Annotated in this window: 30 protein-coding genes and 1 pseudogene; 16 read left to right on the forward strand and 15 right to left on the reverse strand. The window is 64.3% G+C overall.

Annotated features, from left to right (window positions below; all coding sequences use genetic code 11):
• Positions 1-150: 150 nt before the first annotated feature.
• Positions 151-417, reverse strand: a complete 267-nt coding sequence (locus ACVISU_RS10700; RefSeq protein WP_050406827.1) for a DUF2277 domain-containing protein — start codon at positions 415-417, stop codon at positions 151-153.
• Positions 418-536: 119 nt separating this feature from the next.
• Here ACVISU_RS10700 and ACVISU_RS10705 point away from each other — a divergent pair, with 119 nt between their 5' ends.
• The 6 genes and pseudogenes from ACVISU_RS10705 to ACVISU_RS10730 all read left to right on the forward strand — a co-directional run bounded on the left by ACVISU_RS10705 (position 537) and on the right by ACVISU_RS10730 (position 3,761).
• Positions 537-782, forward strand: coding sequence for a DUF2188 domain-containing protein (locus ACVISU_RS10705; RefSeq protein ID WP_016840968.1), 246 nt, complete (start codon positions 537-539; stop codon positions 780-782).
• 131 nt (positions 783-913) lie between these two features.
• A pseudogene (locus ACVISU_RS10710) lies at positions 914-1,276 on the forward strand (alpha/beta fold hydrolase); the annotation flags it as partial.
• 126 nt (positions 1,277-1,402) lie between these two features.
• Entirely contained in the window at positions 1,403-1,999 is a 597-nt protein-coding gene (locus ACVISU_RS10715) for a hypothetical protein (protein WP_456706933.1), read from the forward strand.
• 9 nt (positions 2,000-2,008) lie between these two features.
• Positions 2,009-2,557 carry a hypothetical protein gene (locus ACVISU_RS10720; protein WP_157113757.1) on the forward strand — a complete coding sequence of 183 codons (549 nt, stop codon included), beginning with the start codon at positions 2,009-2,011 and terminating at the stop codon, positions 2,555-2,557.
• A 267-nt stretch (positions 2,558-2,824) separates the two neighbouring features.
• Positions 2,825-3,178 carry a hypothetical protein gene (locus ACVISU_RS10725; RefSeq protein ID WP_456706934.1) on the forward strand — a complete coding sequence of 118 codons (354 nt, stop codon included), beginning with the start codon at positions 2,825-2,827 and terminating at the stop codon, positions 3,176-3,178.
• Between the two features lie 178 nt (positions 3,179-3,356).
• Complete coding sequence (locus tag ACVISU_RS10730; RefSeq protein WP_083992409.1) at positions 3,357-3,761, forward strand: hypothetical protein; 405 nt, start codon at positions 3,357-3,359, stop codon at positions 3,759-3,761.
• A gap of 95 nt (positions 3,762-3,856) precedes the next feature.
• On the opposite strand, the gene bfr is transcribed toward ACVISU_RS10730, so the two are convergent.
• Both bfr and ACVISU_RS10740 read right to left on the reverse strand, forming a co-directional pair.
• Positions 3,857-4,345: a bacterioferritin gene (bfr, locus tag ACVISU_RS10735; RefSeq protein WP_163155403.1), complete on the reverse strand. Its 489-nt coding sequence runs from the start codon at positions 4,343-4,345 to the stop codon at positions 3,857-3,859.
• A gap of 201 nt (positions 4,346-4,546) precedes the next feature.
• Positions 4,547-4,819, reverse strand: a complete 273-nt coding sequence (locus ACVISU_RS10740; protein WP_050406846.1) for a (2Fe-2S)-binding protein — start codon at positions 4,817-4,819, stop codon at positions 4,547-4,549.
• A gap of 378 nt (positions 4,820-5,197) precedes the next feature.
• Here ACVISU_RS10740 and ACVISU_RS10745 point away from each other — a divergent pair, with 378 nt between their 5' ends.
• Both ACVISU_RS10745 and ACVISU_RS10750 read left to right on the forward strand, forming a co-directional pair.
• A complete protein-coding gene (locus tag ACVISU_RS10745; protein ID WP_063695720.1) occupies positions 5,198-5,503 on the forward strand; it encodes a hypothetical protein in 306 nt (101 codons plus the stop codon).
• 236 nt (positions 5,504-5,739) lie between these two features.
• Positions 5,740-6,024 (forward strand): hypothetical protein, encoded by a 285-nt coding sequence (locus ACVISU_RS10750; RefSeq protein ID WP_050406820.1) that lies wholly within the window; start codon positions 5,740-5,742, stop codon positions 6,022-6,024.
• Between the two features lie 155 nt (positions 6,025-6,179).
• Here the strand turns inward: ACVISU_RS10750 and ACVISU_RS10755 are convergent, their stop codons facing one another.
• Complete coding sequence (locus ACVISU_RS10755) at positions 6,180-7,439, reverse strand: lytic murein transglycosylase (protein ID WP_456706935.1); 1,260 nt, start codon at positions 7,437-7,439, stop codon at positions 6,180-6,182.
• Between ACVISU_RS10755 and ACVISU_RS10760 the strand changes: the two genes are divergently transcribed.
• Both ACVISU_RS10760 and ACVISU_RS10765 read left to right on the forward strand, forming a co-directional pair.
• The gene (locus ACVISU_RS10760) at positions 7,438-8,187 is read left to right on the forward strand and encodes a toll/interleukin-1 receptor domain-containing protein (RefSeq protein ID WP_456706936.1); all 750 of its coding nucleotides are present in this window, start codon (positions 7,438-7,440) and stop codon (positions 8,185-8,187) included. The genes ACVISU_RS10755 and ACVISU_RS10760 overlap by 2 nt on opposite strands.
• The gene (locus ACVISU_RS10765) at positions 8,147-8,614 is read left to right on the forward strand and encodes a hypothetical protein (RefSeq protein WP_456706937.1); all 468 of its coding nucleotides are present in this window, start codon (positions 8,147-8,149) and stop codon (positions 8,612-8,614) included. The genes ACVISU_RS10760 and ACVISU_RS10765 overlap by 41 nt, the downstream gene beginning before the upstream one ends.
• Before the next feature lie 18 nt (positions 8,615-8,632).
• Here ACVISU_RS10765 and ACVISU_RS10770 read toward each other — a convergent pair whose 3' ends face one another.
• The gene (locus ACVISU_RS10770; protein WP_050406817.1) at positions 8,633-9,217 is read right to left on the reverse strand and encodes a TIGR00645 family protein; all 585 of its coding nucleotides are present in this window, start codon (positions 9,215-9,217) and stop codon (positions 8,633-8,635) included.
• 165 nt (positions 9,218-9,382) lie between these two features.
• Positions 9,383-11,032, reverse strand: a complete 1,650-nt coding sequence (gene ettA / locus ACVISU_RS10775; RefSeq protein WP_050406816.1) for an energy-dependent translational throttle protein EttA — start codon at positions 11,030-11,032, stop codon at positions 9,383-9,385.
• 272 nt (positions 11,033-11,304) lie between these two features.
• Between ettA and ACVISU_RS10780 the strand changes: the two genes are divergently transcribed.
• On the forward strand, positions 11,305-11,547 hold the full coding sequence (locus ACVISU_RS10780; RefSeq protein WP_456706938.1) for a hypothetical protein: 243 nt from the start codon (positions 11,305-11,307) through the stop codon (positions 11,545-11,547).
• Between the two features lie 141 nt (positions 11,548-11,688).
• Complete coding sequence (locus tag ACVISU_RS10785) at positions 11,689-12,651, forward strand: D-2-hydroxyacid dehydrogenase family protein (RefSeq protein WP_456706939.1); 963 nt, start codon at positions 11,689-11,691, stop codon at positions 12,649-12,651.
• 9 nt (positions 12,652-12,660) lie between these two features.
• On the opposite strand, the gene ACVISU_RS10790 is transcribed toward ACVISU_RS10785, so the two are convergent.
• Together ACVISU_RS10790 and ACVISU_RS10795 are read right to left on the reverse strand one after the other, a co-directional pair.
• Positions 12,661-13,140: a hypothetical protein gene (locus tag ACVISU_RS10790; RefSeq protein ID WP_456706940.1), complete on the reverse strand. Its 480-nt coding sequence runs from the start codon at positions 13,138-13,140 to the stop codon at positions 12,661-12,663.
• Between the two features lie 364 nt (positions 13,141-13,504).
• Positions 13,505-14,740, reverse strand: coding sequence for a L,D-transpeptidase family protein (locus tag ACVISU_RS10795; RefSeq protein WP_456706941.1), 1,236 nt, complete (start codon positions 14,738-14,740; stop codon positions 13,505-13,507).
• A gap of 332 nt (positions 14,741-15,072) precedes the next feature.
• On the opposite strand from ACVISU_RS10795, the gene ACVISU_RS10800 reads away from it, so the two are divergent.
• A complete protein-coding gene (locus tag ACVISU_RS10800; protein ID WP_456706942.1) occupies positions 15,073-15,924 on the forward strand; it encodes a hypothetical protein in 852 nt (283 codons plus the stop codon).
• Positions 15,925-15,934: 10 nt separating this feature from the next.
• Here the strand turns inward: ACVISU_RS10800 and sseA are convergent, their stop codons facing one another.
• The 3 genes from sseA to ACVISU_RS10815 are packed head-to-tail and all read right to left on the reverse strand — an operon-like array spanning position 15,935 to position 18,467.
• The gene (sseA, locus tag ACVISU_RS10805; protein ID WP_456706943.1) at positions 15,935-16,792 is read right to left on the reverse strand and encodes a 3-mercaptopyruvate sulfurtransferase; all 858 of its coding nucleotides are present in this window, start codon (positions 16,790-16,792) and stop codon (positions 15,935-15,937) included.
• A gap of 30 nt (positions 16,793-16,822) precedes the next feature.
• On the reverse strand, positions 16,823-17,236 hold the full coding sequence (locus tag ACVISU_RS10810) for a rhodanese-like domain-containing protein (protein WP_050406810.1): 414 nt from the start codon (positions 17,234-17,236) through the stop codon (positions 16,823-16,825).
• Positions 17,237-17,291: 55 nt separating this feature from the next.
• Positions 17,292-18,467, reverse strand: a complete 1,176-nt coding sequence (locus ACVISU_RS10815; RefSeq protein ID WP_456710801.1) for a vWA domain-containing protein — start codon at positions 18,465-18,467, stop codon at positions 17,292-17,294.
• A 284-nt stretch (positions 18,468-18,751) separates the two neighbouring features.
• Here ACVISU_RS10815 and ACVISU_RS10820 point away from each other — a divergent pair, with 284 nt between their 5' ends.
• From ACVISU_RS10820 to ACVISU_RS10830, 3 genes are all read left to right on the forward strand, one after another.
• A complete protein-coding gene (locus ACVISU_RS10820; RefSeq protein ID WP_050406808.1) occupies positions 18,752-18,997 on the forward strand; it encodes a GlsB/YeaQ/YmgE family stress response membrane protein in 246 nt (81 codons plus the stop codon).
• A 105-nt stretch (positions 18,998-19,102) separates the two neighbouring features.
• Positions 19,103-19,945 carry an AAA family ATPase gene (locus ACVISU_RS10825; protein WP_050406807.1) on the forward strand — a complete coding sequence of 281 codons (843 nt, stop codon included), beginning with the start codon at positions 19,103-19,105 and terminating at the stop codon, positions 19,943-19,945.
• Between the two features lie 71 nt (positions 19,946-20,016).
• Positions 20,017-21,519 (forward strand): flavin-containing monooxygenase, encoded by a 1,503-nt coding sequence (locus ACVISU_RS10830; RefSeq protein WP_456706944.1) that lies wholly within the window; start codon positions 20,017-20,019, stop codon positions 21,517-21,519.
• Between the two features lie 157 nt (positions 21,520-21,676).
• Here ACVISU_RS10830 and ACVISU_RS10835 read toward each other — a convergent pair whose 3' ends face one another.
• The 4 genes from ACVISU_RS10835 to ACVISU_RS10850 all read right to left on the reverse strand — a co-directional run bounded on the left by ACVISU_RS10835 (position 21,677) and on the right by ACVISU_RS10850 (position 26,334).
• A complete protein-coding gene (locus tag ACVISU_RS10835; RefSeq protein ID WP_050406805.1) occupies positions 21,677-23,320 on the reverse strand; it encodes a GMC family oxidoreductase in 1,644 nt (547 codons plus the stop codon).
• A gap of 28 nt (positions 23,321-23,348) precedes the next feature.
• The gene (locus ACVISU_RS10840; RefSeq protein ID WP_456706945.1) at positions 23,349-23,942 is read right to left on the reverse strand and encodes a GNAT family N-acetyltransferase; all 594 of its coding nucleotides are present in this window, start codon (positions 23,940-23,942) and stop codon (positions 23,349-23,351) included.
• Between the two features lie 138 nt (positions 23,943-24,080).
• Entirely contained in the window at positions 24,081-25,007 is a 927-nt protein-coding gene (locus ACVISU_RS10845) for an SMP-30/gluconolactonase/LRE family protein (RefSeq protein WP_050406803.1), read from the reverse strand.
• A 439-nt stretch (positions 25,008-25,446) separates the two neighbouring features.
• On the reverse strand, positions 25,447-26,334 hold the full coding sequence (locus ACVISU_RS10850; protein WP_456706946.1) for a 4-(cytidine 5'-diphospho)-2-C-methyl-D-erythritol kinase: 888 nt from the start codon (positions 26,332-26,334) through the stop codon (positions 25,447-25,449).
• Positions 26,335-26,538: the final 204 nt, after the last annotated feature.

Below are 26,538 nucleotides of genomic sequence, written 5' to 3' on the forward strand. Positions count from 1 at the left end.
CCCGGGAGCGCAGCGCCTCACCGTGACCTGCGTCACGGTATGGCTCGTCCTAGAGCATGATCCGGAAAAGTGTGAGGCGGTTTTCCGAAAAGATCATGCGCAAACAAGAAGCTAAAGCGCGATCACGATTCAACCCCATCTCATCGCGCTTTAGCCGAACCGCAGCCGCGAACGCTCCCTCGCCTTTTCCGCCTCCACCTCGCGATCACGCGCCGGCGCCGTGGTGTGCAGCGAGATCAGCAGCCTGCGGGCGGCGTCCGAGACCTCGGTCACGGCAAGATTGAAGGCGGCCTCATTGGACTGCGACGGCTTGTTGAAGCCGGACAATTTGCGCACGAATTGCAACGCCGAGGCGTGGATCTCGTCCTCGGTGGCAGGCGGCTCGAAGTTGAACAGCGTCTTGATATTACGGCACATATCGGTCTCCCTTGCCCGCATTTCGGGGCTCGTGTCTCAAAGACGATCGGCTGCTGCAAAATACGACATCGTGGTCTATTCTGGCAGCCTCATCGTCCACGGCGCGAACGAGGTTCCGGATGAGCCACGTGATCTACAAGGTCGTCCAGCACGATGGCGGCTGGGCCTATACCGTCAACGGGGTGTTCTCGGAGCCGTTTCCAACCCATGCCGCGGCGCTTGCCGCCGCCCGGCGCGCCGCTAACGAGCAGCGCGTTCCGGGGCGCACCGAGGCGATCCAGTACGAGACGTCGGACGGCAAATGGCTGACCGAAACCGCCTCCGGCAACGATCGCCCGGAGACCGAGGTCGAGGACGGACGCTAGCAGGGCAGCAGCAGGCCGAGCTGGCCCGCAAGGCGATGCGAGCAGGTGCGCATTGCCTGAGCTGCTCGGCGGGCATCGCCCGTTTGCACCCGGCAGCGGCCTTCGCCGCAGCGACGGCGGTTCAAGCATGCTACCAGGCGCCGGCGCCGTCAGCGCCGCAAGCCGACAGGATGGTCGATGACCAGCTGGCATTGCCGGTCACCGCAGACGCCAACGACTACATCTATCAATGGGAGGCCTCGCACGATTACGATCCGCCGGCGGGACTGGAGAAGATCGAGGCCAGCGTGCTTGCGATCAACGCGGCCGACGGCGAGCGCAATCCGCCGAAGACCGGCGTCACCGAGGGGGCGGTGAAGCGGATCAAGAATGGCAAGGTCTATCTGATCCCGGCGAGCAGCGAGACGCGCGGCCACTTCACGACCGGCGATGCAAGATACTATGCCAGGCAATTGCTCGAGCTGCTGCAGAGCGCGCCGCAACGTACGATGTAAGAGAGCATACGGCCGGCAGCCGCAATTTGCAGCCCGGACCGTCGTTCTTCCTATCGTTGTCTTTACATAAAATGCCATCATAAGTATAATGACTGCATTGCCCAGTAGCCGCGTTTCGGAGCAACGATGCCCGGCATTTCCAGGGACCAGGCTGCCCAGACCAGCCCTTTTTCGATTGCCGATCTGGATGCGATGATTGCCGATGGACGCTTGTCCAGCGAGACGGCGCCTGATGGCACGGTGCTCGTCGATCCGGTCGCCGTGACACAGCAGGCCGTGCTGAAGGAAACACAGTTGCAGAACGGCGGCCTGACGCGCGAGATCGACGCGCTCAGGCTGGCATTGGCGCGCCCTCAGGACCGCGCCGTGCCTTGGCTGGCCCTCTTCGTTGCAGCCATCGGGGCCGGCATCGCGATCGTTCAGATCATGAATGCGATCGACTTCTATCGGACCAACAATGATTACAAGATGCAGTCGGACTATACGGATTTCTTCCGCGCCGTGATCGATGCGCCGTCCGACAAGATGCAATCCTATGCCGGACTGTACGACGCAAAATTCTCCAACATCTACGATCTCTACCGGCACGGTGGCATTTCCGCGGAATCCTGGCGCGCGATCGCAACCCAAGCCTGCCCGAAGTTTCGCAAGGAAGGCTTCGCACTCAGCGGAGTCAAGCTGCCGGCAGTCGAAAAGATCTGCGAACAGAACAAGATTCAGTAGGAGGCGACGATGCTGGTGCGAAGGATAGCTACTCTCGCAATCATGGTGGTTGTCTGCTGCACCGGCGCCAGCCGCATCGCGTTCGCCGACACCGTCGAAGATTTGATCAGCAAGGGACGACAAGCCGATCAGGACAGGCAGGTCGCCCAGCCGATCTCAAACCTGGCGCGAGCGAACTGTGCGGCCGGCAACGGCGTTCTCGGCGGGATCGCCGAGCAAAATCCAGAAGCGGTCCGGCGCGCGCTGAACTCGGCGAAGGAGGGATATGACGCCTCCTACAAGATTCTGGTCGATCAGGCTGGATCTCGTGCATTCAAGCAGCCTTTCGACCAGACCAGGTTGCGGACCCTGCAGAAATACACCGGCACCGACCTGAGCAAGATCGTTACGCGCGAGGACCTGTTGCGCAGGATCGCCGCGATCGTCAGGCAATCGAGCGAAGCCCTGGAGCGGATTCAGTCCGGCAAGGCCGAAAAGGATGATCTCGCGCTGGTGATCGCAAACTCCACCGAGATCACCCGTCTGATCGCTGCATTCTACGATCTGACCGGCGTGTGACCGCAGCTCGGACGTGATATGCCGAGCGAATGAGAGCAGCGCGCTCACAATGGCCCGGGACAATATCGCGGCAAAGCCTGCGAAGAAGGCGCGCGCGAACAAGCCGGCCTGAGCGGCGATTCCGCACTGCATCACGGACAACGGCGCTGCTCGCTCATTCTTTGAGCATGCATCTCGTGTGCGGATCGTGCCTAATCGCGCCAACATCGGATTCGCGCGCGAGACGATGCGCGCGCATCACGCACAAGGCTGTCGCGGAGGGATGCAATGCGAAGACTCACGCATGGCGCGGTGCTTGCGTGGCTCGCCATGATGGCGGGCGCAGCGCTGGCGTTCGACAACGGCCAATACGACAACGTGCCATCAGATATCCGCGCCTGGTTCAAGAGCGTGATCGCCCCGAACGGCGTGCCGTGCTGCGATATCTCCGACGGCCATCGCACGAGCTATGACGTTCGCGGCGGCGCCTACTGGGTGCCGATCGAGGGCGAATGGATGATGGTGCCGGAGCGCGCGATCATCCGCGATCGCGGCAACCCGGTCGGCGAGGCGGTGGTGTGGTACGTGCACCACCGCGGCAACATCATCATCAGCTGCTTCGTTCCGGCGGATGCGGTCTGAGGCGCAGTCGCGCCAATTTGAAACAGATACCTTCTGTTAACCTTACTTTTTAACCAATAATTAAGGATGAGTTTGCGGGCGCCCTCGGGCGCGGCCTAGCGTCTGCAGAATGCTCCGCAATCGATTGGTGCGTGCCATGTGCTTTCGAAGGATGGCGTATCGAACATATGGGGCGCTAATGGCGTCCCTGATCGCTTCCCTTGGCGTTGCAGCGCTGCTGCTCGCTTCCTCGACCGAGACCTATGCGAGATCCGGAACGGCGCCGCGCGGCACGTTTTCCGCGCATCACCCGGCCTTCCGTCATCATGTGCGGGTGCCCGGCATCGTGTTGCCGGGGACGAGCGGATATTACGAGGACGCCGTTGCCGGCGTTCCGTTCGCCGCCGAGGTCCCGGCGCCGGCGCCGGCATCGAACGACGTTCGCTACACCTACACCCAGGACGTGCCCTGGGATTGGGCGCATCGCTATCCGCCGGCCGTGGTGCCGTCGGATCGGCCCTACGTGTCGAGCTGCCCCACCGAGAGCGTGACGGTGCCCGGCCGCGACGGCGATCGCACCATCAACATCATCCGCTGCTATTGACCGATCACTCCATCCTGATCGCGAAACGAAGAGGCCGCCCGCAAGGACGGCCTCTCGCATTTTGAAAGCCACTCTTCCGAGCGCGAAGGAGCCGATCAGGACTCCTCGCCCTTCAGATGACCGACGTGTTTCTGGGTGTAGAGCTCAAGACCGATGCGCTTGATCAGGTCGAGCTGGGTCTCGAGGAAATCGATGTGGTCTTCCTCGTCCTTCATCAGCCGCTCGAACAGGTCGCGGCTGACATAGTCCTTGACGCCGTGGCAGTAGGTCGCCGCCTCCTGGTAGAGCGTGCGGGCGCCGATCTCGGCGGCCAGGTCGCACTCGATGATCTCCTTGACGTCCTGGCCGATCTTCAGCGGATCGAGCACCTGCAGGTTCGGGAAGCCGTCGAGGAACAGGATGCGGTCGACGAATTTGTCGGCGTGCTCCATCTCCTCGATGGACTCCTTGCGCCAGACCTTGGCCATCTCCAGGAGGCCCCAATTGTTGAGCATCCGGTAGTGCAGCCAGTACTGGTTGATGGCGGTCAGTTCGCTGCGCAACCCCTTGTTCAGATAATCGATGACCTTCGGGTCGCCTTGCATGATCCACTCCGCCTGTCGTGGCCGAAACCGGCCAGCGCTTAAGTTTAGAACGCTTCTAAGTCAGATTACCGGAGAGAGCAACCCTTCGCGGAAGCAGCGCGTGGATAACCGGATTTGGGGTATTTCCAGCGGCGTGGCAGCCGGATCGCGTGAAGAAAGCGGGAAAGCTTCGGTTCTCTTTTGATGAGAACCGAAAGTGGCCTAGCAGGCCGCGAGCGCGAATTCGGCCGGCTCGGCGTCTTCATTGGCGGCGTGCGGATGGGTGCTGTGCGGGCAACCGGAGCAGCAGGCCTTGGCGCAGGGGCCAAGCGCCTCGTCGATGATCGCCTTGATGGTGCGCGCGCAGCGGCCACATTCGGCGCTACAGCCGAGGCAGCCATACACCTGCTTTGCGTTTCGTGTCACAGACCCGCCGCCATTGACGGCATTGCGGACATCGTGGTCGCTGAGGACGTTACAGGAACAGACAATCATCAGAGGAGGCGGGTCCAACGGGTGATGCTCGCCAATATGGATATTGTCGGCCCCGGCCGGATGCAAAAGGAAAAAGCCGTTCTTGTAGCAATTCCAAACTGATGCGGGATTCATATTGGAATGAATCTAAATCGGTCGACCCCTCCTTTCGGAAATGAGAAACCGGTCGGGCCGGTCCAATCCAGGCTGCCGTCGCCACACGTACCGGTTCACTGCGGCTACGAGCTTGTGCGTTGCAAGATATGCCAAAAGCTGCAAGCATTTGGACGCGAATACGGCGGCGTCGTTCATTGATCATTCAAGCGGAATATGGAACCCTCAAGGGCGAGACAGATCGCCTACGCACGCTGTCCCTGCTCCCGTGAGAAAGGTGAGGTCATGAAGAAGACATTGCTGGCGCTTTGCGCCGCCGCCACTCTGGCGGCATCGGCCGTGGCGGTGCCCGCCCCCGCCCAGGCACAACGCGGTGTCGCCGCCGGCGTCGCTGCGGGATTGATCGGTGGCGCCATCGTCGGCGGCGCGATCGCTTCGCAGAATGGCTATTACGGTCCGGGCTATGGCTACTACGCGCCCGGTCCGGCCTATGTCGCCGAGCCCGGCTACGGTCCCGATTGCTTCTGGCAGCGCCAGCGGTTCTGGGACGGCTACACTTGGCGTGTTCGCCGCGTCCGCGTTTGCGATTGATCGCCGTTCATCTCGATTAATTCGAACCAGATGTCCCGGAAAACCGACTGTTTCTCCGGGACGTCTGCTGTAATAGGCCAGAAAAAACCGCTTTTCTGCGCGATGAGCCTGCGGACGTTTACTTTCGGTTGACTGTTCTGCGCTGTTTAGCAAGACAGCAGTTCGAGATCAGCGTGTGAGTCACCTAAACCCGGCGCCGGACCACGACGCCACCATCTTCCAGGAGAGCCAAAGACATGAAGAAGACTTTAGCTGCCCTCGTCGCCGTTACCACGCTTGCCGGTTCGCTGGCGGTTGCTCCGGCTGCCAAGGCTGGTGACGGCGGCGCCGTCGCGGCCGGCGTTGCCGGCGGCCTGATCGGCGGCGCCCTGCTGGGCGGCGCGATCGCAGGCGCCCGTCCCGCCCCGGTCTATGTTGCACCGGCCCCGACCTACGTCGAAGAAGCTCCGTGCCGCTGGGTTCGTGAGCGCTTCTGGGACGGCTACGGCTGGCGCTTCCGTCGCATCCAGGTTTGCGACTGATCGATCGACGCTATCAGCATCACACTCGAAAACCCGGCCTTGCGGCCGGGTTTTTGTTTTCTGCCGCGAAGCAGTCCTGGCGGTCGTCCTTAGAGAGCCCTTTGTTTGCGCATGATCTTATCGGAAAACCGCTGCGCACTTTTCCGGATCATGCGCTAGCGCTGCCCGTTCATCGCGCGCAGCACCGCCTCGCTCGGCCAGCAATCGACCTTCAGCCCGGCCTGCTTCTGATAGGCGCCGAGCGCGGCACGGGTCTGCATCCCGGCCTTGCCGTCGAGCTTGTCCTTGTACAGTCCGATCTTCGTCAGCTGCTGCTGCATCGCCTCGACATCGGCCGAGCGCAGCTGCTTCGACGCCGCCCATGGCGTCGCGAATGGCTGCGGGCTCGTCATGCGGTCGGCGAGATGGCCGACGAACAGCACGTAGAGATCGGAGAAATTGTACTCCTTGATCACGAAGTAGTTCGGCGTGGTCAGGAAGGCCGGACCGTAGATGCCTTCAGGCTGCAGCAGCGAGGCCGATTGCGCCTGCTCGGTGGCGCTGAGCCTCGCGCCGCGCACCGGCACGAAGCCCGCCCGCAGCCACTGGCTGATCGGCTTTGTCACCTCGGGCACGCCCATCGTGCAGTCGGCATTGGCGGGTGCCGTGACCTCGTAGGCCCAGCGCACGCCGGGCTGCCAGCCCTTGTTGACGAGCTGTTGCGCGGCGGAGGCGAGCGCATCCGGCACCGAATGCCAGATGTCGACCTTGCCGTCGCCGTCGAGGTCGACGCCGTGCTTGTAATACTCCGACGGCAGGAACTGGGTGTAGCCGGTCGCGCCCGCCCAGGATGAGCGCAGCTCCTTGCGCGTCACGGCGCCCTCACTGAGGATCTTCAGCGCGAGGATGAACTCGGTGCGGTACTGATCCTTGCGGCGGCCAACATAGGCCTGCGTCGCCACCACGCGGAGCGTGTCGTAGGGCAGCGAATAGCGGCCGTAGTCGGTCTCGCGGCCCCAGATCGCCAGCACGATGGTCGCGGGAACGCCGAACCGCTTCTCGATCGCATCGAGCGACGGACGATACTTCTGCAACAGCCGCTGCCCCTCCGCGGCGAGCCGGGCGATCGAGGCTTCCTTAATGTAGTCGGCCGGCACCTGCACGAACTCGGCCTGCGCCGGCGCGCCGGTCTTGGGACGCCCGGGCAGGATCAGGTCCGGCAGCTTGTAGTCGGGCTCGAGCCCGCGGGTCTCGCGATCGAAGGTTTCGCGCGACACGCCCGCCGCCTTGGCCTCCGGCCACAGCGAGGCGATGAACTGGGTGAACGCAGCGTCGGCGGCGAATGCGGGCCGCTGCAGCGGCGCACACAGCAGCAGCACCGCGCATGCGACGATAGTGGCTGGCCATTTCGTGATCGACTTCGTGATCGATTTCATGATCGATCTCACCTCGCGGAAACAGGCATTGCAACGTGGATTCGGCAATGTCAGAATTCAATTCTGGGTGGTAAGTTTTGCCATGCGCATATTTTTGTCATTTCCCTCCGAACTGGAATCGCAGGCTGACAACATCGCTCAGTCCCTGCGCAATTGCGACCATGACGTTTTCTTTTCGCACGACGATCTCCCGCCGGGCGACAGCTTCGATGCGCGGGTCGAAAAAGCCATCGAAAGCAGCGATTTTATGGTGTTCCTGATCAGTCCGGAATCGGTGACCAAGGGACGCTACACCTTGAGCGAGCTCGCCTTTGCCAAGGGGAAATGGCCGAACCCGAGCAACCGCGTGCTGCCGGTGATGATGGCGCCGACCCCGCTCGACCAGGTCCCGAACTATCTCAAGGCGGTCACGATCCTCGAGCCGCAGGGCAGCGCCGCGGCCGAGACGCGGGCCGCCGTGGACCGCATGCTGGCGGCCAAGGACGAGCAGTCGGGCGACCGGCCGAACTTGCCCTTTGTCGTGCTGGCGCTCGCGTCCGCCATCGTGTGCAGCCTGGTCACGACCTACGCGCTCAACGTCCTGCAATACTCTTTCGTCGTCTCCGACGCGGGCGGGATCACGATCCTGCCCGGGGTGATCTTCGGCGCGGCGATCGCGACGTGCAACGTCGTGTTCCGGCGCCAGGGACCGGTTCCAGCTGGCGCTGGTGGTCGCAATCACGACCGCGGCATGGATCGCGGCATATGATGCCAGCGCCATCACGCTGCAGGCGCTCGGCCAGTACGCGAAGACCGTCCCGGCCGACGGCAACGCCGCGAGCCCGGCCCAGATCACGGAAACGCTCGGCAACAACCCGCTGATGGGTTATCTGATCGGCGGCATCGGCGGCGCGGTCGGCGGCGCGATCACCATTCTCGGCGTGCTGCTGACCAACCCGGCGTTCAGGCGGATCGACAGCGTCGTGGTGACCTGGATCGCCGCCATCGCGGCCGGCACCATTTACGGTGCAATCATCAGGCTGCCGACCCTGCTCGGCTGGCTGGTGCTGTTCGGCGTCTGGCAGACCGCGTTCATCCTTGCCCTGGCCCGCGGATTTCCGCGCGGTGCGGCGCAGATCCCCGAATGGCTTGGCAGATCCGCGCCGGCCTTGTTCGGCTCACGCGCGGCGCGCTGACGCCGCGCGTGCTATCGCCTAATGCCCACCCTGCTGCTTGGCGCCCTCGATCGAGTCGTTCGACAGCTTGTCGACGATGGCGATGCCGATCGCAGACAGGATGAAGACGCAGTGGATGATGGTCTGCCACATTACGCCGGTCTCGGTGTAGGTGCCCTTGCCGGACGACAGCGCACCGGCCTCGATGAAGGTGCGCAGCAGATGGATCGAGGAGATGCCGATGATGGCCATCGCCAGCTTGATCTTCAGCACGCTGGCATTGACGTGGCTGAGCCATTCCGGCTCGTCCGGATGTCCCTGCAGATTGAGCCGCGACACGAAGGTCTCGTAGCCGCCGACGATCACCATCACCAGCAGGTTCGAGATCATCACGACGTCGATCAGGCCGAGCACGGCCAGCATGATCTGTTGCTCGCTGAAATCGAAGGCATGGGCGAACAGGTGCCACAACTCCTTCAGGAACAGCACGACATAGACGCCCTGGGCGATGATGAGGCCGACATAGAGCGGCAATTGCAGCCAGCGCGATCCGAAGATCAGCATGGGAACGGGACGCAGCGACCGGCCCTTCAGGGGGGCGCGCGCGTCTGATAGTGCGGACATGTTGGAGGGCTCGCGAAATTGAGAATTGCGGAGCGCTCTATCTACGCATTCCCGTGCGCTTGAAAAGCGACAACTGGCCGCAGATTGCGCCGCGATGCCGTCACGATCCTGCAACGAGGAGCGGTCGAACGCGCCGCGATGGCCGCGCTCGACCGCTTGAATCGATCACCGCGTCAGCTTCTTGTACTTCACGCGGTGCGGAATGATGCTGTCCTGGCCGAGCCGGCGCATCTTGTCCTTTTCGTAGTCCTGGAAGTTGCCCTCGAACCATTCGACATGGCTGTCGCCCTCGAAGGCCAGGATGTGGGTCGCGATGCGGTCGAGGAACCAGCGATCGTGGCTGATGATGACGGCGCAACCGGCAAAATCCTCCAGCGCCTCTTCCAGCGCGCGCAGCGTGTCGACGTCGAGGTCGTTGGTCGGTTCGTCGAGCAGCAGCACGTTGGCGCCCGACTTCAGCATCTTGGCGAGATGGACGCGGTTGCGTTCACCGCCCGACAGCGCGCCGACCTTCTTCTGCTGGTCGGCGCCCTTGAAGTTGAACGCCGAGCAGTAGCCGCGCGAGTTGACTTCCTTCTTGCCGAGCAGGATCAGCTCGTTGCCGCCGGAGATTTCTTCCCACACCGTCTTCTTGCCATCGAGCGCGTCACGCGACTGGTCGACATAGCCGAGATGCACGGTCTCGCCGACCGTGATGGTACCCTTGTCGGGCATCTCCTGCTTGGTGATCATCTTGAACAGGGTGGTCTTGCCGGCGCCGTTGGCGCCGATCACGCCGACGATGCCGCCGGGCGGCAGCTTGAAGCTGAGATCGTCGATCAGCAGCCGATCGCCAAAACCCTTGCTGAGGCCCTCGAAGTCGACAACGTTGGCGCCGAGCCGCTCGGCCACCGGGATGATGATCTGCGCGGTCTGGGTCTGCTTCTCGCTCGCCTGCTTGAGCAGCTCCTCATAGCGCTGGTAGCGCGCCTTCGACTTGGCCTGGCGGGCCTTCGGCGAGGACGCCACCCATTCCTGCTCGCGCGCCAGCGTCTTCTGGTGCGCGGCGTCCTCGCGGCCTTCCTGCTCGAGCCGCTTCTGCTTCTGCACCAGCCAGGACGAATAATTGCCCTCGTATGGTATGCCGCGACCGCGGTCGAGCTCGAGGATCCAGCCGGTGACGTTGTCGAGGAAGTAGCGGTCGTGGGTCACGATCAGGATCGCGCCGGGATAGTTGCGCAGATGGCCTTCCAGCCATGACACAGATTCGGCGTCGAGATGGTTGGTCGGTTCGTCCAGCAGCAGCAATTCGGGCTGGTCGAGCAGCAGCCGGCACAGCGCGACGCGGCGGCGTTCACCGCCCGACAGTTTTGTGACATCGGCATCGTCGGGCGGGCAGCGCAGCGCATCCATCGCCTGGTCGACCTTGCTGTCGAGATCCCACAGGCCCTGTGCCTCGATCTCGTCCTGCAGTTTTGTCATCTCGTCGGCGGTCTCGTCCGAGTAATTGACGGCGAGCTCGTTGTAGCGGTCGAGGATCGCCTTCTGCTTGGCGACGCCCTGCATGACGTTTTCACGAACCGAGAGCTTGGGATCGAGCTGCGGCTCCTGCTCGAGATAGCCGACGCGGGCGCCCTCGGCGACCCAGGCCTCGCCGCTATATTCCTTGTCGAGGCCGGCCATGATCTTGAGCAGCGTCGATTTGCCCGAGCCGTTGACGCCGAGCACGCCGATCTTGGCGTCCGGGTAGAAGCTCAGATGGATGTTATCGAGCACCTTGCGGGTCGGGTACGCCTTGGTCAGACCCTGCATGAAATAGATGAACTGGCGAGCCATCCGCTGTCCCTGGAATTGATCCGATTTGTGGAAATTTTGCTGCCGCCGATGTAACGGCCGGCCCCCGAAAGCGCAACCGCGGGGGGTGCGTTTTCCATCCGTTCACCACGTTCCGTCCATTCGCCACGGGTGATACCGGTTCGACACCATGCGCGCGCCGAATCACGACAATTGAAACTATCTTTTAATAAATCAGGCCAAAACTCGTTCTCAACGCCGGAAAACGGCGATTTTCGCGGCAGAACCGCGACCAGAACAGTTGAGGCCACACCATGGCTACCATCATTTCAGCCCCTCTTTCGCGTCCGACGACCAAACGCGAGGCGACGCTGTTCGCCGAATTCAGCGCCTTCTGGCGGGCCTTCGTTGCCAGGGCTTTCAATCCCTACCGGCCGGAACTGCACTATATGCGCGGCCCGGGTCCGGCCTGCCGTGCCAAGCAGATGGCGCTGTCGCCGGCGGTCCGCTCGATGCTCGCCGACATCCGCACCGCGAAGGCACGCAAGCCATCCTGAGCCGCAAGCAATCCTGAGCGGCGCGGCAATCGCCGCTTTTTGAAACCGCGCCCGCTTGCGCACCTGCCGATTGCGCGCGACCATCCGGGGCTCTCCGACGGTTGATTTTCCGCCGTCGCCCTCACCCTGAATGGACTTCCGATGACGCGGCTCCGCTGTGCAATCCTCGACGACTATTTCGACATCGCGCGCTCGCTGGCCGACTGGCCACAGGTCGAGGACCGCGTCGAGGTCACCGTGTTCGACCAGCCGTTCGCGAGCGAGGCGGAAGCCGCGGCCAAGTTGAAGGATTTCGAGATCATCTGCGCGATGCGCGAGCGCACGCCGTTCCCCAAGAGCCTGCTCGACGCGTTGCCCAGGCTGAAGCTCCTGATCACGTCGGGCATGCGCAACGCCGGGATCGACATGGAGGCCGCCAAGGCGCGCAAGGTGGTGCTGTGCGGCACTCAATATAGCCGCGATCCCACCGCGCCCCTGACCATCGGCCTGATCCTGGAATTGACCCGCGGCATCGGCCGCGAGAATGCGCGGATGCATGCCGGCGAGGCGTGGCAGAGCTTTGCCGGCACCGAGATCGAGGGCAAGACGCTCGGCGTCATCGGCCTCGGCAAGCTCGGCAGCAAGGTCGCCGGCATGGCCAAGGCGTTCGGCATGAACGTGATCGCCTGGAGTCCCAATTTGACGCCGGAGAAGTGCAAGGAGGCCGGCGTCGGCTACGCCAGCAAGGACGAGTTGTTCGCGACATCAGACATCATCACCATCCACGTCGTGCTGAGCCCGCGCTCGCGCGGGCTGGTCGGCGCCGCCGATCTCGCCCGCATGAAGCCGTCGGCCTATCTCGTCAACACCGCGCGCGGGCCGATCGTCGACGAGGACGCCCTGCTCGCGGCGCTGCGCGAGAAGAAGATCGCCGGCGCCGGCATCGACGTGTTCTCGGTCGAGCCGCTGCCATCGGATCATCCGCTCCGCAAGCTCGACAATGTCGTGATCACGCCGCATCTCGGCTACGCGACGCGCGAGAGCCTGCAGGCGCATTATCAGCAGATGGTCGCGTGCATTGATGCCTTCACCAAAGGCAGCGAGCCGCCGCGGCGGCTGGCCTGAGCCGAAGCCCTACTTGGCCCAGCGGAACGCGCGCTCAAGCTCGGCGCGGCCGTTTCGTTCATACCAGCGGCCATGGGCGAGGATGATCCGTTCCGGGTCCCATCCGAGCATGCAGGCGACGGCCGCCTTCAGCGCCGCCTTGTCACGCCGGAAGGTCAATCGCATGTCGCGCGGCGTGCTGCCGTCCGGATCGCGCACGCCGCCGATCCAGGTCAGCAGTCGCATCAACGGCGAACCAATCCGTTCGGCTTCAAAGTTCTCGATCAGGTCGGTCAGCAGCAGGGTCCGCGATTTCAGATGGAAGAACACGACCTCGGTCATATAGCTGCCGGCCACCGGGAGCGTCGCGATCCACTCGTCCCACGGATAGCCAGATCGCGCCTCGAGCGGCTCACCATCAAGCGCGAGCCGGTCGCCGGCCTGCTCCGCGATTCCCCGCGCGAGAAAGACGCGCGCGTCGGGATAGGCCGCATGCCACTCGGGTACCACCAATAGTGCAGGCGGTTCGGCCCGATGATCCAGCTCGGCGTACCCAGCCGCGCGATCTCGGCCTTGAGTTCATCCACGAGCGGCGTCGGCGAGTGAATGAAGAGCTGCGCGCCCGGCAGACGTAGGATCGTGGCGCGGGTCGGAAACGGCATCCTGAGCCCGCGCGGACCGAACCGGATCACCGGTCCGTCGACGATCCACACGTCATCGGCAACCGGCTTCGGCGTGTTCAGCGGAGGATAGACCAGGCGGGATTCCAGCATCGCATTGACTCACCGCGACAACGTCGGAACAGGCTGGCTTGTTGCAACAAAAAAGGCGCGCTGTTCGCGCGCCTTTTTCAATGACGGGTTTGCCGGTCGGCCTAGCGCACCGTGACCGGCGCGGGCAGCGGCTGCACCGAGGTCGGCTGCGTGCCGGGCAGCGGCGCGGCCTGAGCCTGTGTCGGCGCGGGGGCCATCGGATTGGGCGGCGGCGCTGCGGAAGCCGTTGTCGTTCCCGGCGGCGGGCCACCGGGCAGCACGACCACGCGGGTGCCGACCTTGGCGCGCTCGAACAGGTCCGAGACGTCGTCGTTCAGCATGCCGATGCAGCCCGACGAGACGAACTTGCCGATGGTCGACGGCTGGTTGGTGCCGTGAATGCGGTACACGGTCGAGCCGAGATACATCGCGCGGGCGCCGAGCGGGTTGCCGGGTCCGCCGGCCATGAAGCGCGGCAGATAGGGCTGACGCTCGATCATCTCGGTCGGCGGATGCCAATCCGGCCATTCGGCCTTGCGGGTGATCTTCTGCACGCCGGTCCAGGTGAAGCCGTCGCGCCCGACGCGGACGCCGTAGCGGATCGCCCGGCCATTGCCCAGGATGTAATAGAGGTAAGTGTTCGGCGTATCGACCACGATCGTGCCGGCCGGTTCCTTGGTGGCGAACGCCACTTCCTGGCGACGCAGATTGGGGGCCAGTTGCGCCGTGCCGTCTTCCGGCTGCTCGTCAGGCGGCAGCGCCGCGATCTGCACCGGCTTGCCATTGGCATCGACCGGCGCCTGCTGCCGCGGCACGGCTCCGGTCACGCCTTCGGGCGGACGCATCCCGCCGCGGTCGTCACCATAGGACACGCCGGCGGCCGGAACACCGTTGTCGCGATTGGCTTGCTGCGCGCCCGGACGGTCGCCGTAGATCACCGGCGGCGGCCCCATCGGACGGCCATAGCGCGGATCATCGGGAGACATCACCGGACCGGTCGGCGCGCCGCGGTCGGAATAGACCGGGGGAGCGTTCATCGGACGGCCGTAGCGCGGATCGTCCGGCGACATCACGGGACCAGTCGGCGCACCGCGATCGGAATAGGTCGATGGGCGGCCATAGCGCGGGTCGTTCGGCGACATCACTGGGCCGGGCGGCGGCAGCGCCGCCGAATCCTGCCCGTCGTCGTCATTGAGCGCATCGAAGTCCGGCATGCTACCCGGCGGATAGGGCTGGGGGGCGGTCGAATAGGCCGTGCCCTGCGGGGCCGGATAACCCTGCTGCGCATGCGCGAACGAGGTTCCTGCCACGCCGAGAGCCGCGGCAGCGCAAATCGTCAGAATGCGGTTGATCATCATTGCTCTATTATAGTCCCCAAGCCACACCGGACTGTTAACGGCCCAATGCAGGAAGATAGCGGCGCATTCAAGACAAATCCGCGAAATCCGGGCCATTTCGGGCTTTTGTGATTTGGCATCAACGCTGCGGCAAAGATGTCTCATGGGTCGGGAATGTCTGTCCACCTGCCCAAAGTCATCAATCACGCGCATTTTGTAACAAACAGTCTCGGAGGGTTGCGATATCTTCGAATCGGCCTGATTCGCTCTCGCGACGCCGGCTTTCTTATTAGTGTGGTCACCGCGTTCCCTCGACACCAGAGACCCTCCCGCAGAAGGGGGAACCCGCGCCCATGCTCCCCGGCCTTCGTTTCTTGTTCGCCGCGATCGTGCTGGCCACGTCGCTTCTGGTGTTCGGGCTAGGCGCAGCCGCGCTGTTTCGCGCGGCGCATGAGGAATTCGCCAGCATTCCCGCCCGCCGGGCCCCGCCCGAGCCGCAATTCGTGCAACAACCGGAGACACCGCCGGTGCTCGCGATGGTTCGGGTCGAGTCGCCGGCGGACAAGACCGCGGCCGACGCCCCGGCGCCCTCGATGCCGTCCGAGCCAGTTGCCGCATCCGAGCCGGTTGCTTCCGTCGAAGCCGCGCCACCTGCCGAGCCGGCGAAGATCGCCACGGTGCAGGTGGAAGACTCGTCCCCGACCGTGCCGCCCAAGCCCAAGCCGGAACCTCAGGCCGCGGAGCCGCCAGCGCCAGCGCAGTCCGCCGAAGCCGCTCCCCAGGCCCTCGCTGCGGATCCCTCGCCCGCATCGCAGCCGGCGCCGGCTTCCGCGGAAGCGACACCGGAGCCAACCGAGCCCAAGGTCGCCGCGGTGGCCGATCCGCCAGCCACACCCAATGAACCTGCGCTCGCAGCACCGGCACCTGCGATAGCTGTGCCGGAGCCGGCGCCGCCGCCGTCACCCGAGGCGATCGCAGCCGCGACCAGGATCGCAACGCTGGGCGGCCCCGAAGTCGTCGTCGAAGCGCCGGGGGCGCCGAAGGTCGGTGAGGCGAAGAAGCCGGAGCGCCGCGCGGCCAGCAAGCCGGCGCATCGCAAGCAGCGGCGGCGCGTCGTCCGCGCGGCGCCGGTCCGGCAGGCGGTTCAGCAGCAGCAGCTCGACCCGTTCGGCAACACGATCCCGGTGCCGCTTACGCGGCGTTGATCCTGCAGCTTTAGGCCGGCCCCGTCGCGATCGGCGGGCCGCTCGCCTGTCCCCATTCCGACCACGAGCCGTCATAGAGCGCGGTGTCGGTGACACCGAGCCGGTAGAGCGCCAGCGTGAGCACGCCGGCCGAGACGCCCGAGCCGCAGCTCGTCACGATCGGTGCGTCGAGCTTGACGCCGGCACCGCTGAACGACTTGCGCAGATCGTCGAGCGGCTTCATCTCGCCGCTCGCGGCATCGAACAATTGGTTGTAGGGCACGTTGCGGGCGCCCGGGATGTGGCCGGCGCGGATACCCGGCCGCGGCTCGGCCGCGCGGCCCTCGAAGCGCTCGGCGGCGCGCGCATCGATCACCTGCTCGGCACGGCTTTCGACATTGGCGATCATCTGCTCGATGCTGCGCACACGCCTCGGATCGTAGCTCGCCTTGAAAGTCGCGGGCTTCGGCTTCACCTCGCCGCTCTCGACCGCCCTGCCCTCGGCGCGCCACTTCTTCAGGCCGCCGTTGAGGATACGCACGTTGCGATGGCCATAGGACAGGAACATCCACCAGGCGCGCGGTGCCGCGACCCAGCCGCCGGCATCATAGATCACGACAGTGTCGGCATTGCTGACGCCGAGCGCGCCGACGTCGCGGCCGAACTGTTCGGCGCTCGGAAACATGTGCGGCAGCGGATTGGAGTGATCCGACACGGCATCGACGTCGAAGAACACCGCGCCGGGCAGATGCGCGGCGAGATAATCGTCCTTCGGCAGCGGCAGCACGCCGGGCAGCTTGAAGGTCGCGTCGAGCACCTTGACGTTGGCGTCGCCGAGATGCGCAGCCAGCCATTCGGTCGAAACGAGCGGATCGTCGGTTGCGGTCATGATCTGATGTCCTTGCGGGCGAAAGGCATTTCAGCCCTTCTTCTTCGGCTCCCACGCCTCGATCGGACCGCCGGCCTCGCGCCAGGCGGCGAAGCCGCCGCCCATATGGGCGACCGGCTTCAGGCCCATGTCCTTCGCGGTCTTGGCGGCGAGCGCCGAGCGCATGCCGCCGGCGCAGTGGAAGATGAACTTCTTGTCTTCCTGGAAGATCGGCTTGGCGTAGGGGCTGTTCGGATCGATCCAGAACTCGAGCATGCCGCGGGTGCAGGAGAATGCGCCGGGAATCTTGCCGTCGCGCTCGATCTCGCGGGGATCGCGGATGTCGACGATCACGACGTCGTTCTTGCCGATCAGCGTGATCGCATCGGCCGCGCTGATGGTCTCGATCTCGGCATTGGCCTCGTCGATCATCACCTTGATGCCGCGATGGATGTTCTGGGGCATGGGGCTCTCCCTGGATGTTGTTGGCACGCCCGCCGGCGCGCGACGCCTTGTGCGGTTAGCGCACCAGCTCCCGCATTGCGTTCTCCAGCCCCTCGATCGTGATCGGATACATGCGCTCGGAGAACAGGCGGCGGATGATGGTGGTCGATTCCGAATAGTCCCAGTGCTTCTGTGCCACCGGATTGAGCCACACCGCATGCGGATAGGTGCGGGTGATGCGGTCGAGCCAGACCGAGCCGGCCTCCTCGTTGACATGCTCGACCGAGCCGCCGGGCACCATGATCTCGTAAGGCGACATCGAGGCGTCGCCGACGAACACCACCTTGTAGTCGTGCGGGTACTTGTGCAGCACGTCCCAGGTCGGCGTGCGATCGGTGAAGCGCCGCTTGTTCAGCTTCCAGACGCCTTCATAGAGGCAGTTGTGGAAGTAGAAATACTCCATGTGCTTGAATTCGCTCTTGGCGGCCGAGAACAGCTCCTCGACCTGCTCGATATGCGAATCCATCGAGCCGCCGATATCGAAGAACACCAGCACCTTGACCGCGTTGCGCCGCTCGGGCCGCATGTGCACGTCGAGATAGCCGTGGTTGGCGGTCTCCTTGATCGTGGTGTCGAGGTCGAGTTCGTCGGGCGCGCCGGTGCGCGCGAACTTGCGCAGCCGCCGCAGCGCGACCTTGATGTTGCGGATGCCGAGCTCGACATTGCCGTCGAGATCCTTGAACTCGCGCTTGTCCCACACCTTGACGGCGCGGTTGTTGCGGTTCTTCTCCTGGCCGATCCGCACGCCCTCGGGATTATAGCCGTGGGCGCCGAACGGCGAGGTGCCGGCGGTGCCGATCCATTTGCTGCCGCCCTGGTGACGGCCCTTCTGTTCCTCGAGGCGCTTCTTCAAGGTCTCCATGAGCTTGTCCCAGCCCATGGCCTCGATCTGCTTCTTCTCTTCCTCGGTGAGATACTTCTCGGCGAGCTTCTTCAGCCACTCCTCGGGGATCTCCGCCTTGCCCATGGCGTCGAGCAGGCTCTCGAGCCCCTTGAACACGGTGCCGAACACGCGGTCGAACTTGTCGAGATTGCGCTCGTCCTTCACCAGGGCGGCGCGCGACAAATAGTAGAAGTTCTCGACGGTCTGTTCGGCGAGATCGGCGTCAAGCGCTTCCATCAAGGTCAGATATTCCCGCAGCGTCACGGGGACCTGGGCGTCGCGCAGCGATGTGAAGAACTGCAGGAACATACTCACCTAGATCGCCCGCGGGGCCGGTGGCGTCAAGGGGCCGAGCCATGCCGGGACCGGCGATCCGCCCTGATTTGGTCCCCTGCGCCGCGTCCCGCGGGGTCCATTCAACGACGCCCGCCGCGTATCCGTGCAGCGGTCATTCCGCGTGACGGAAACATGACGGTCGACATTCCATGCGTGCCGCGCCGTTCAGGGTACCGCTGCGCTGCGGAATCCGCCCTAGACCGCCCGGCTTTTTCAATTACAATTGCGCCTGACAAGACATTGGGCAGGACGTTTGAATGGGCATCATTGCGGCACTGGTGATCGGTGCGATTGCCGGCTGGCTCGCTGGGCTGATCGTGCGCGGCGCGGGCTTCGGTCTGATCGGCAACATCGTCGTCGGCATCATCGGCGCGCTGGTCGCAAGCTGGCTGTTGCCCCGCCTTGGCGTCAGCCTCGGCAGCAGCGCAATCCGCGACATCGTCAACGCGACCATCGGTGCTGTTGTCGTGCTGGTGATCCTGTCGCTGATCAGGCGAGCCTGATCGAACAATTTGCATTCCCGACGGCCGCTGCGAAGGCGGTCGTTTCATGTTGAGGCCGAAGTGGAGAACCATGCGGCCGACGAACGAAGCAAGGCAACCAGATAGATGAAATTCACGGGTACCAAGGACTACGTCGCCACCGATGACCTCAAGGTCGCCGTCAATGCCGCCATCGTGCTCGAGCGCCCGCTGCTGGTGAAAGGCGAGCCCGGCACCGGCAAGACCGTGCTGGCCGAGGAAGTCGCCAAGGCGATCGATGCGCCGCTTCTGACCTGGCACATCAAGTCGACCACCAAGGCGCAGCAGGGCCTTTACGAATACGACGCGGTGTCGCGCCTGCGCGACAGCCAGCTCGGCGACGCGCGCGTGTCCGACATCAAGAACTACATCAAGCGCGGCAAGCTGTGGGAGGCCTTCACCAACGAGAAGCGCCCGGTGCTGCTGATCGACGAGATCGACAAGGCCGACATCGAATTCCCCAACGACCTCTTGCTCGAACTCGACCGCATGGAATTCCACGTCTACGAGACCGGCGAGACCATCAAGGCGAAGCTGCGCCCGATCGTGATGATCACGTCGAACAACGAGAAGGAACTGCCGGACGCGTTCCTGCGCCGCTGCTTCTTCCACTACATCAAGTTCCCCGACGCCGACACGATGGGCAAGATCGTCGACGTGCACTTCCCCGGCATCAAGAAGCGGCTGGTGGAAGAGGCGCTGCGCATCTTCTTCGAGGTCCGCGAGGTGCCGGGCCTGAAGAAGAAGCCCTCGACCTCCGAGCTGCTCGACTGGCTCAAGCTGCTCTTGAACGAGGACATCACGCCCGAGATGCTCAGGGAGCGCGATCCGCGCAAGCTGATCCCGCCGCTGCATGGCGCGCTGCTCAAGAACGAACAGGACGTGCACCTGTTCGAGCGGCTGGCGTTCCTCAGCCGCCGCGAAGTCTAGTTCATGCAAACGCCGGGGCATCCGCTCCGGCGTTTTGCTGACCGCTCCAACCAAGAAGAAGACCAGGGAAGATGAACGTCCAGACCCAAATCCGCGCCGCCGAGCCCGTCACCACAGAGCATTTCGACGTCCTGATCGCAGGCGCCGGCATCTCCGGCGTCGGCGCCGCCTACCACCTCACCACGCAATGCCCGGGCACCAGCTTCGTGGTGCTGGAGACGCAGAAGACCTTCGGCGGCACCTGGTCGACCCACCGCTATCCCGGCATCCGCTCCGACAGCGACCTGCACACCTTCGGCTATCGCTTCAAGCCGTGGACCAGCGCGCCGATCGCGAGCGCAGCCGAGATCCTGAAATACATGGGCGAGGTGATCGACGAGAACGATCTCGCCCGCCACATCCGCTATCGCCACACCATCACCGCCGCGAACTGGTCGAACGAGACCAATCTCTGGACCATCGACGCGACGCGGATCGATACCGGCGAGCGGCTGCGCTTCACCACCAACTTCTTCTGGATGTGCCAAGGCTATTACCGCCACGACGCGGGCTATACGCCCGAATGGACCGACATGGCGAAGTTCAAGGGCACGGTGGTGCATCCGCAGACCTGGCCCGACGACCTCGCCTACAAGGGCAAGCGCGTCATCGTGATCGGCTCCGGCGCGACCGCTGCGACATTGATTCCGGCGATGGCCAATGACGCCGGCCATGTCACCATGCTGCAGCGTTCGCCGACCTATTTCCGGACCGGCCGCAACGCGATCGAGATCGCCGAGGAGCTGCGCCGGCTGCAGGTCGACGAGGCCTGGATCCACGAGATCGTCAGGCGCAAGATCCTGTTCGAGCAGGACGCCTTCACCAAGCGCACCTTCGCCGACCCCGAGGGGGCCAAGAAGGACTTGCTGGCCGCGGTCGAGGCCGTTCTCGGCAAGGACTACGATATCGCCACGCATTTCACGCCGAGCTACCGGCCGTGGCGGCAGCGCATCGCCTTCGTCCCTGATGCCGATCTGTTCCAGGCCATCAAGAGCGGCAAGGCCTCCGTCGTCACCGACGAGATCGACCGCTTCACCGAGAAGGGCATCCTGCTCAAATCCGGCAAGGAGCTCGAAGCCGACATCATCATCACCGCGACCGGCTTCCACCTCTCCGCCAATGGCGGCATCGACTTCGCGATCGACGGCAAGCCGCTCGACTTCAAGGATACCGTGACCTATCGCGGCATGATGTTCACCGGTGTGCCGAACCTCGTCTGGGTGTTCGGCTATTTCCGCGCCAGCTGGACCCTGCGCGTCGACCTGGTCGGCGACTTCGTCTGCCGCATGCTCAAGCACATGAAGGCGACCGGCGCGAAGAAGGTGACGCCGGCGCTGCGCCCCGAAGACCATAACATGCCGCTGCTGCCGTGGATCGATCCGGAGAACTTCAACCCCGGCTACATGATGCGCGGCATGCACCTGCTGCCGAAGCGCGGCGACAAGCCGGAGTGGCAGCACAACCAGGACTACTGGGCCGAGAAGGACGAATTCCCGGCGATCGACCTCAAGGACAAGGCGTTCGTCTACGGCTGAGTTCCTCTTCTTCCCCTTCTCCCCGCCTGCGGGGAGAAGGTCGGGATGAGGGGCACTCTCCGCGAGTTCAATGCGCGGAGAGTCCCCCCTCACCCGAAATTCGCGTCCCGCGAATTTCGACCTCTCCCCGCAAGCGGGGCGAGGTAAGCAAGCCTCCTCACGCATACTCCGGCAGCTTCGCGGCGGCCTCGGGCTCCTTGCCGCGGATCATGTCTGAGGCCTTGTCGGCGATCATCAACGTCGAGGCGTTGAGGTTGGCGGAGATCATCCGCGGCATGATCGAGGCGTCGATCACGCGCAGGCCCTCCATGCCGTGGACCCGAAGCTGGTCGTCGACCACGGCCCAGGGCGCGTCGGCCGGGCCCATCCGGCAAGTGCAGCCGGGATGGAAGGTGGTGGTGCCGCGCTGGGTCGCGGCCGCGAGCAACTCGTCGTCGCTTTGCACCTTCGGACCCGGAAAGTCCTCATAGGCGTAGTACGGACTGAGCGGCTCGGAGGCGAGCAGCCGACGCGCCAGCTTCATGCCGGCGACGACGACGCGACGGTCGATCTCCTCGGCGAGATAATTGGTCTGGATGATCGGCGGCGCGAACGGATCGGCGGAGCGGATGCGGACATAGCCGCGGCTCTCCGGCCGCTGTTGCCATGAGGCCACTGTCATGCCGGGCTCGTCCTCGAGCTGGCCCTGCACGCCTTCCTTGTAGCTCGCGGGCGTGAAGGTGAGCTGCAAATCGGAGCTCTCGGTGGTCTCGCCGGAGTGCCAGAAGCAGTAGACCATGGTCGGCGACAACGACAGCAGGCCGCGCCGCGTCGTCGCCCATTTGATCGCCTCGCCCCACAGGCTGAAGCCGCGGCGAAGCTCGTTGATGGTCCGGATGTTCTTGACCCGCGCCACCGAACGCGGCGCGTAGTGATCCTGCAGGCCTTCACCGACACCCGGCAGCGCATGGCGCACTTCGATGCCGTGCGACCGCAACAGCTCGGGCGAGCCGACGCCGGAGAGCTGCAGCAGCTGCGGCGAGTTGTAGGCGCCGCCGGAGAGGATGACCTCTTTGGTGGCGCGGATCTCCAAGGGATCACCGTGCTTGCCGCCGCGGTTGTAGCGCACGCCGACCGCGCGCTTGCCCTCGAAGATGATGCCGGTGACATGCGCATGCGTGCGCACGTCCACATTCGGCCGCTTCCTCGCCGGATGCAGGAATGCAGTCGCGGCACTGACCCGGCGGCCGTTCAGGATGGTGCGCTGGCAGTACGACACGCCCTCCTGGATCTGGCCGTTGTAATCAGGATTGCGTGGGATGCCGAGGCTGACCGCGCCGGCCATGAAGGCCTCGCAGAGCGGGTCCTGCCAGTCCATCGTGGTGACCGTGAGATTGCCGTCACGGCCGCGATAGGTGTCGTCGCCCTCGCCGATACGCCGCTCCATGCGCCGGAAATAGGGCAGCACGTCGGGATAGCCCCAGCCGCGATTGCCGAGCTGCGCCCAGGTATCGAAATCCTGGCGCTGCCCGCGGTTGTAGATGTGGCCGTTGATCGAGGACGAGCCGCCGAGCGTCTTGCCGCGCGGCGCGTAGATGCTGCGTCCGCCGGTATAGGGACCCACCTCCTGTTGGTAGGCCCAGTTCACGCTCTTCATGTGGAAGGTCTTGATGAAGCCGGCCGGCAGATGGATGTAGGGATGCCAGTCGCTCGGCCCCGCCTCGAGCACGCACACCCTGACGCCTGCGTCTTCGCTCAACCGGTTGGTCAGCACGCTCCCGGCGGAACCCGCGCCGATGATCACATAATCGAACGTTTCCATCGTCTCGTTTCTGGCGCCGACCGAAATGTCAGCGCGGCTTTTCGTTGAGTTGATAGTTCAGATGCGCCTTCACCGTCGGCCACTCGCTGGCGATGATGCTGTAAACCACGGTGTCGCGCAACGTGCCGTTGGGCGCGATCTGATGGCTGCGCAGGATGCCGTCCTGCTTCGCACCCAGGCGCTCGATGGCGCGCCGGCTCTGGTGATTGAAGAAATGCGTGCGGAACTCGAGCGCGATGCAATCAAGTGTCTCGAAGGCGTGCGTCAACAGCAGGAGCTTACACTGCGTATTGAGCGCGCTGCGCTGCACACGGTTGGCGTACCAGGTCGAGCCGATCTCGACGCGGCGATTCGGCGCGTCGACGTTCATGTAGGTTGTCATACCCGCGATCCGGCCGTCAGCGTCGAATACCGTGAACGGCAACATCGTGCCTGCGGCCTGCAGGCCCAACCGGCGGTCGATCTCCTTGCCCATGGTTTCCGCCTTCGGGATCGCGGTGTACCAGATCTTCCAGAGATCACCGTCCTTCGCAGCCTCGATGAGGCCGGCGGCGTGATCATGCGAAAGCGGTTCGAGCCGCGCATGCGCGCCGCGAAGGGTGACAGGTTCGAGCCAGGGCATTTTCGATCCTTTCCGTCATTGCGAGCGAAGCGAAGCAATCCATCTGTCCTCAGATGCGGCGCGATGGATTGCTTCGTCGCTTCAGTGCAAAATTGCGTTGCAATTTTGTCACGAGCTCCTCGCAATGACGTTCTTACGTTACTTGTTCAAGAAATTCAGCGGCAATCCCGGCCGCGGCCAGTCCATCGCGATCAGTTCGCCCTTGCCCGACAGCGTGATGTAGGCGGTCTTCAGGTCGGGGCCGCCGAATGCGATATTGGTGGTGACGCGGTCACCGGTCGGCACCTGCTCGACCAATGTGCCGTCGGGTGCGATCACCGAGATGCAGCCCGAGATCAGCGTCGCGACGCAGACATTGCCCGACGCTTCGACCGCGAGCGAGTCGAACATCTGGTAGCCGCCGAGGCCGGCGATCGGCTTGCCGCGCTCGCCACGATAGATGACGTCGCGCGGCTTGATGGTGCCGGGCTCGGACACTTCATAGGCCCACAGCCGCGCCGTCGGCGTCTCCGCGATGTAGACGGTCTTCTCGTCCGGCGACAGGCCGATGCCGTTGGCCGGCAGGATGCCGTGCACGGCCTCGACGATCTCGTTCATGCCGGGCTTCAGATAATAGAACGCGCCGACGTCCATCTCGCGGGCGCGGCGCTTGCCGAGATCGGAGAACCACAGGCCGCCGTGTCTGTCGAACACCAGATCGTTCGGCCCGCGCAGCTCGTGCTCGCCGCACTTCGTCACCACGGTCTCGACCTTGCCCGATTGCAGATCGACGCGCTGGATCGAACCGCCGAGATAATCCTCCGGCTGCGGTCCGGGCATGATCAAGTTCTTGGTCGGGATCCAGGAGAAGCCGCCATTGTTGCAGATGTACATTTTGCCGTCGGGGCCGAGCGCGGCGCCATTCGGGCCGCCCGGCACCTTGGCGACGATCTCCTTGCGCCCGTCGGGATAGACCCGGGTCAGCCGCTGGCCGCGGATTTCGACCAGCACGACCGAACCGTCGGGCATCACGACGGGACCTTCGGGAAATTCCAGATCGGTGGCGAGAACTCGGATATTGGCCATGGCATCCTCCCGGCTCGTTGTGCAGGCGGATTCCGAACGGTCCCGCACGCGCAATGCTGTTGTTTCGTGCTGTTATGGCAAAGAGGGTTTGGCTTGCCAAGCAATCCGGGGCGCAACGCTGCCCGGCGTTGCGGTGGGAAGCGCTGCAATGCCGCTCGGCATCATGCAGAATGGCCAGCGGTGTCATCAGCCGCGAAAGCGGGTGGTCCAGTATTCCAGAGACGGCAGTGCTTGAACCGAGAAGCCGCGGCGTACTGGATCGCCCGGTCGAGCCGGGCGATGACAGTTGAAGTTGGGGACGCGGCTTAGCGTTCTTGTCGCATCTCTCCAGATGTCATTCCGGGGCGCGCCACTTGGCGCGAGCCCGGAATCCATTGGGCCACAGAATTGCGCACCGGGGAATGACGATGGAGAGGAAGGTCGCGGCACCGCGATCGCGCTAGCTCAGCGAGCCGGCATGCACCCACCAGCCGGGATGCCCGGCGCGGAGCTGTTCGCCGGCGGCCTCCGCGTCGGCATCGGTGGCAAAGACCGCAAAGCAGGTCGCGCCGGAGCCCGACATGCGCACCAGACGAGCGCCCGTGGTCGCGCGCAGCGCGGACAGGACGTCGCTGATGACCGGCTCGATGCGCGCGGCCGGGGCTTCGAGATCATTGGTGCCGCGCGACAGCGCCGCGATCCAGTCGTCGACCGCCCGGCCGGCCTCTGGCCAATCCTGCGCCTGCATCATCACATCGGTAGCGCCGATCAGGAGCTCGCCATGGCGCAGGCCGAGCGCATTGAAAACATCCTTGGTTGCAACCGGCACGCGCGGATTGACCAGCACCGCGGGCATCTTCGGCAGATCGAGCGGCAGCAGGCCCTCGCCGACGCCGGTCATGTCGCAGGCGCGCGAGGCGACGCACACCGGCACGTCGGCGCCGGTCTGCAGCGCGACTTCCATGATCCTGCTGTCGTCGAGCGAGAGCTCGTTGAGCCGCGCCAAAAGCCGCAGCGCCGCCGCGGCATCTGCCGAGCCGCCGCCGATGCCGGCCGCAACGGGCAGCACCTTCTCCAGCGTGAAGTGGCCGACCTCGAGATCCGCGACGCGTTCGCCGAGCAGGCGTGCGGCCTTGAGCACCAGATTGTCAGATGTATCGCCGCAGGCATCGGCCAGCGGTCCCAGCATCGCGAGGGACAGCTCGGGGCCCGGCTCCAGCGTGAGACGATCGGCGCAATCGGCAAACGCGACCACACTCTCCAGGTCGTGAAACCCATCGACGCGCCGTCCGACAACCCTGAGCGTCAGGTTGACCTTGGCACGCCCTTCTTCAATCAGCGCCGGCACGGCGATAAACCCCTAAAAACAAACATCGTGTGCGATTAGCGTAAATCGCCACACGATCCTATCCCTTTGTTTGGATAGAAATTCCGCGGTTTTGGCATGCGCCTGAAGCACACCCACCGTCATGCCCGGGCTTGACCCGGGCATCCATCAACCGAAACTTCATCTCGCGAAGGGGATGGATGGTCACGAAGCGGATGGATGGCC

This window comes from Bradyrhizobium sp. USDA 4452, assembly GCF_054063575.1.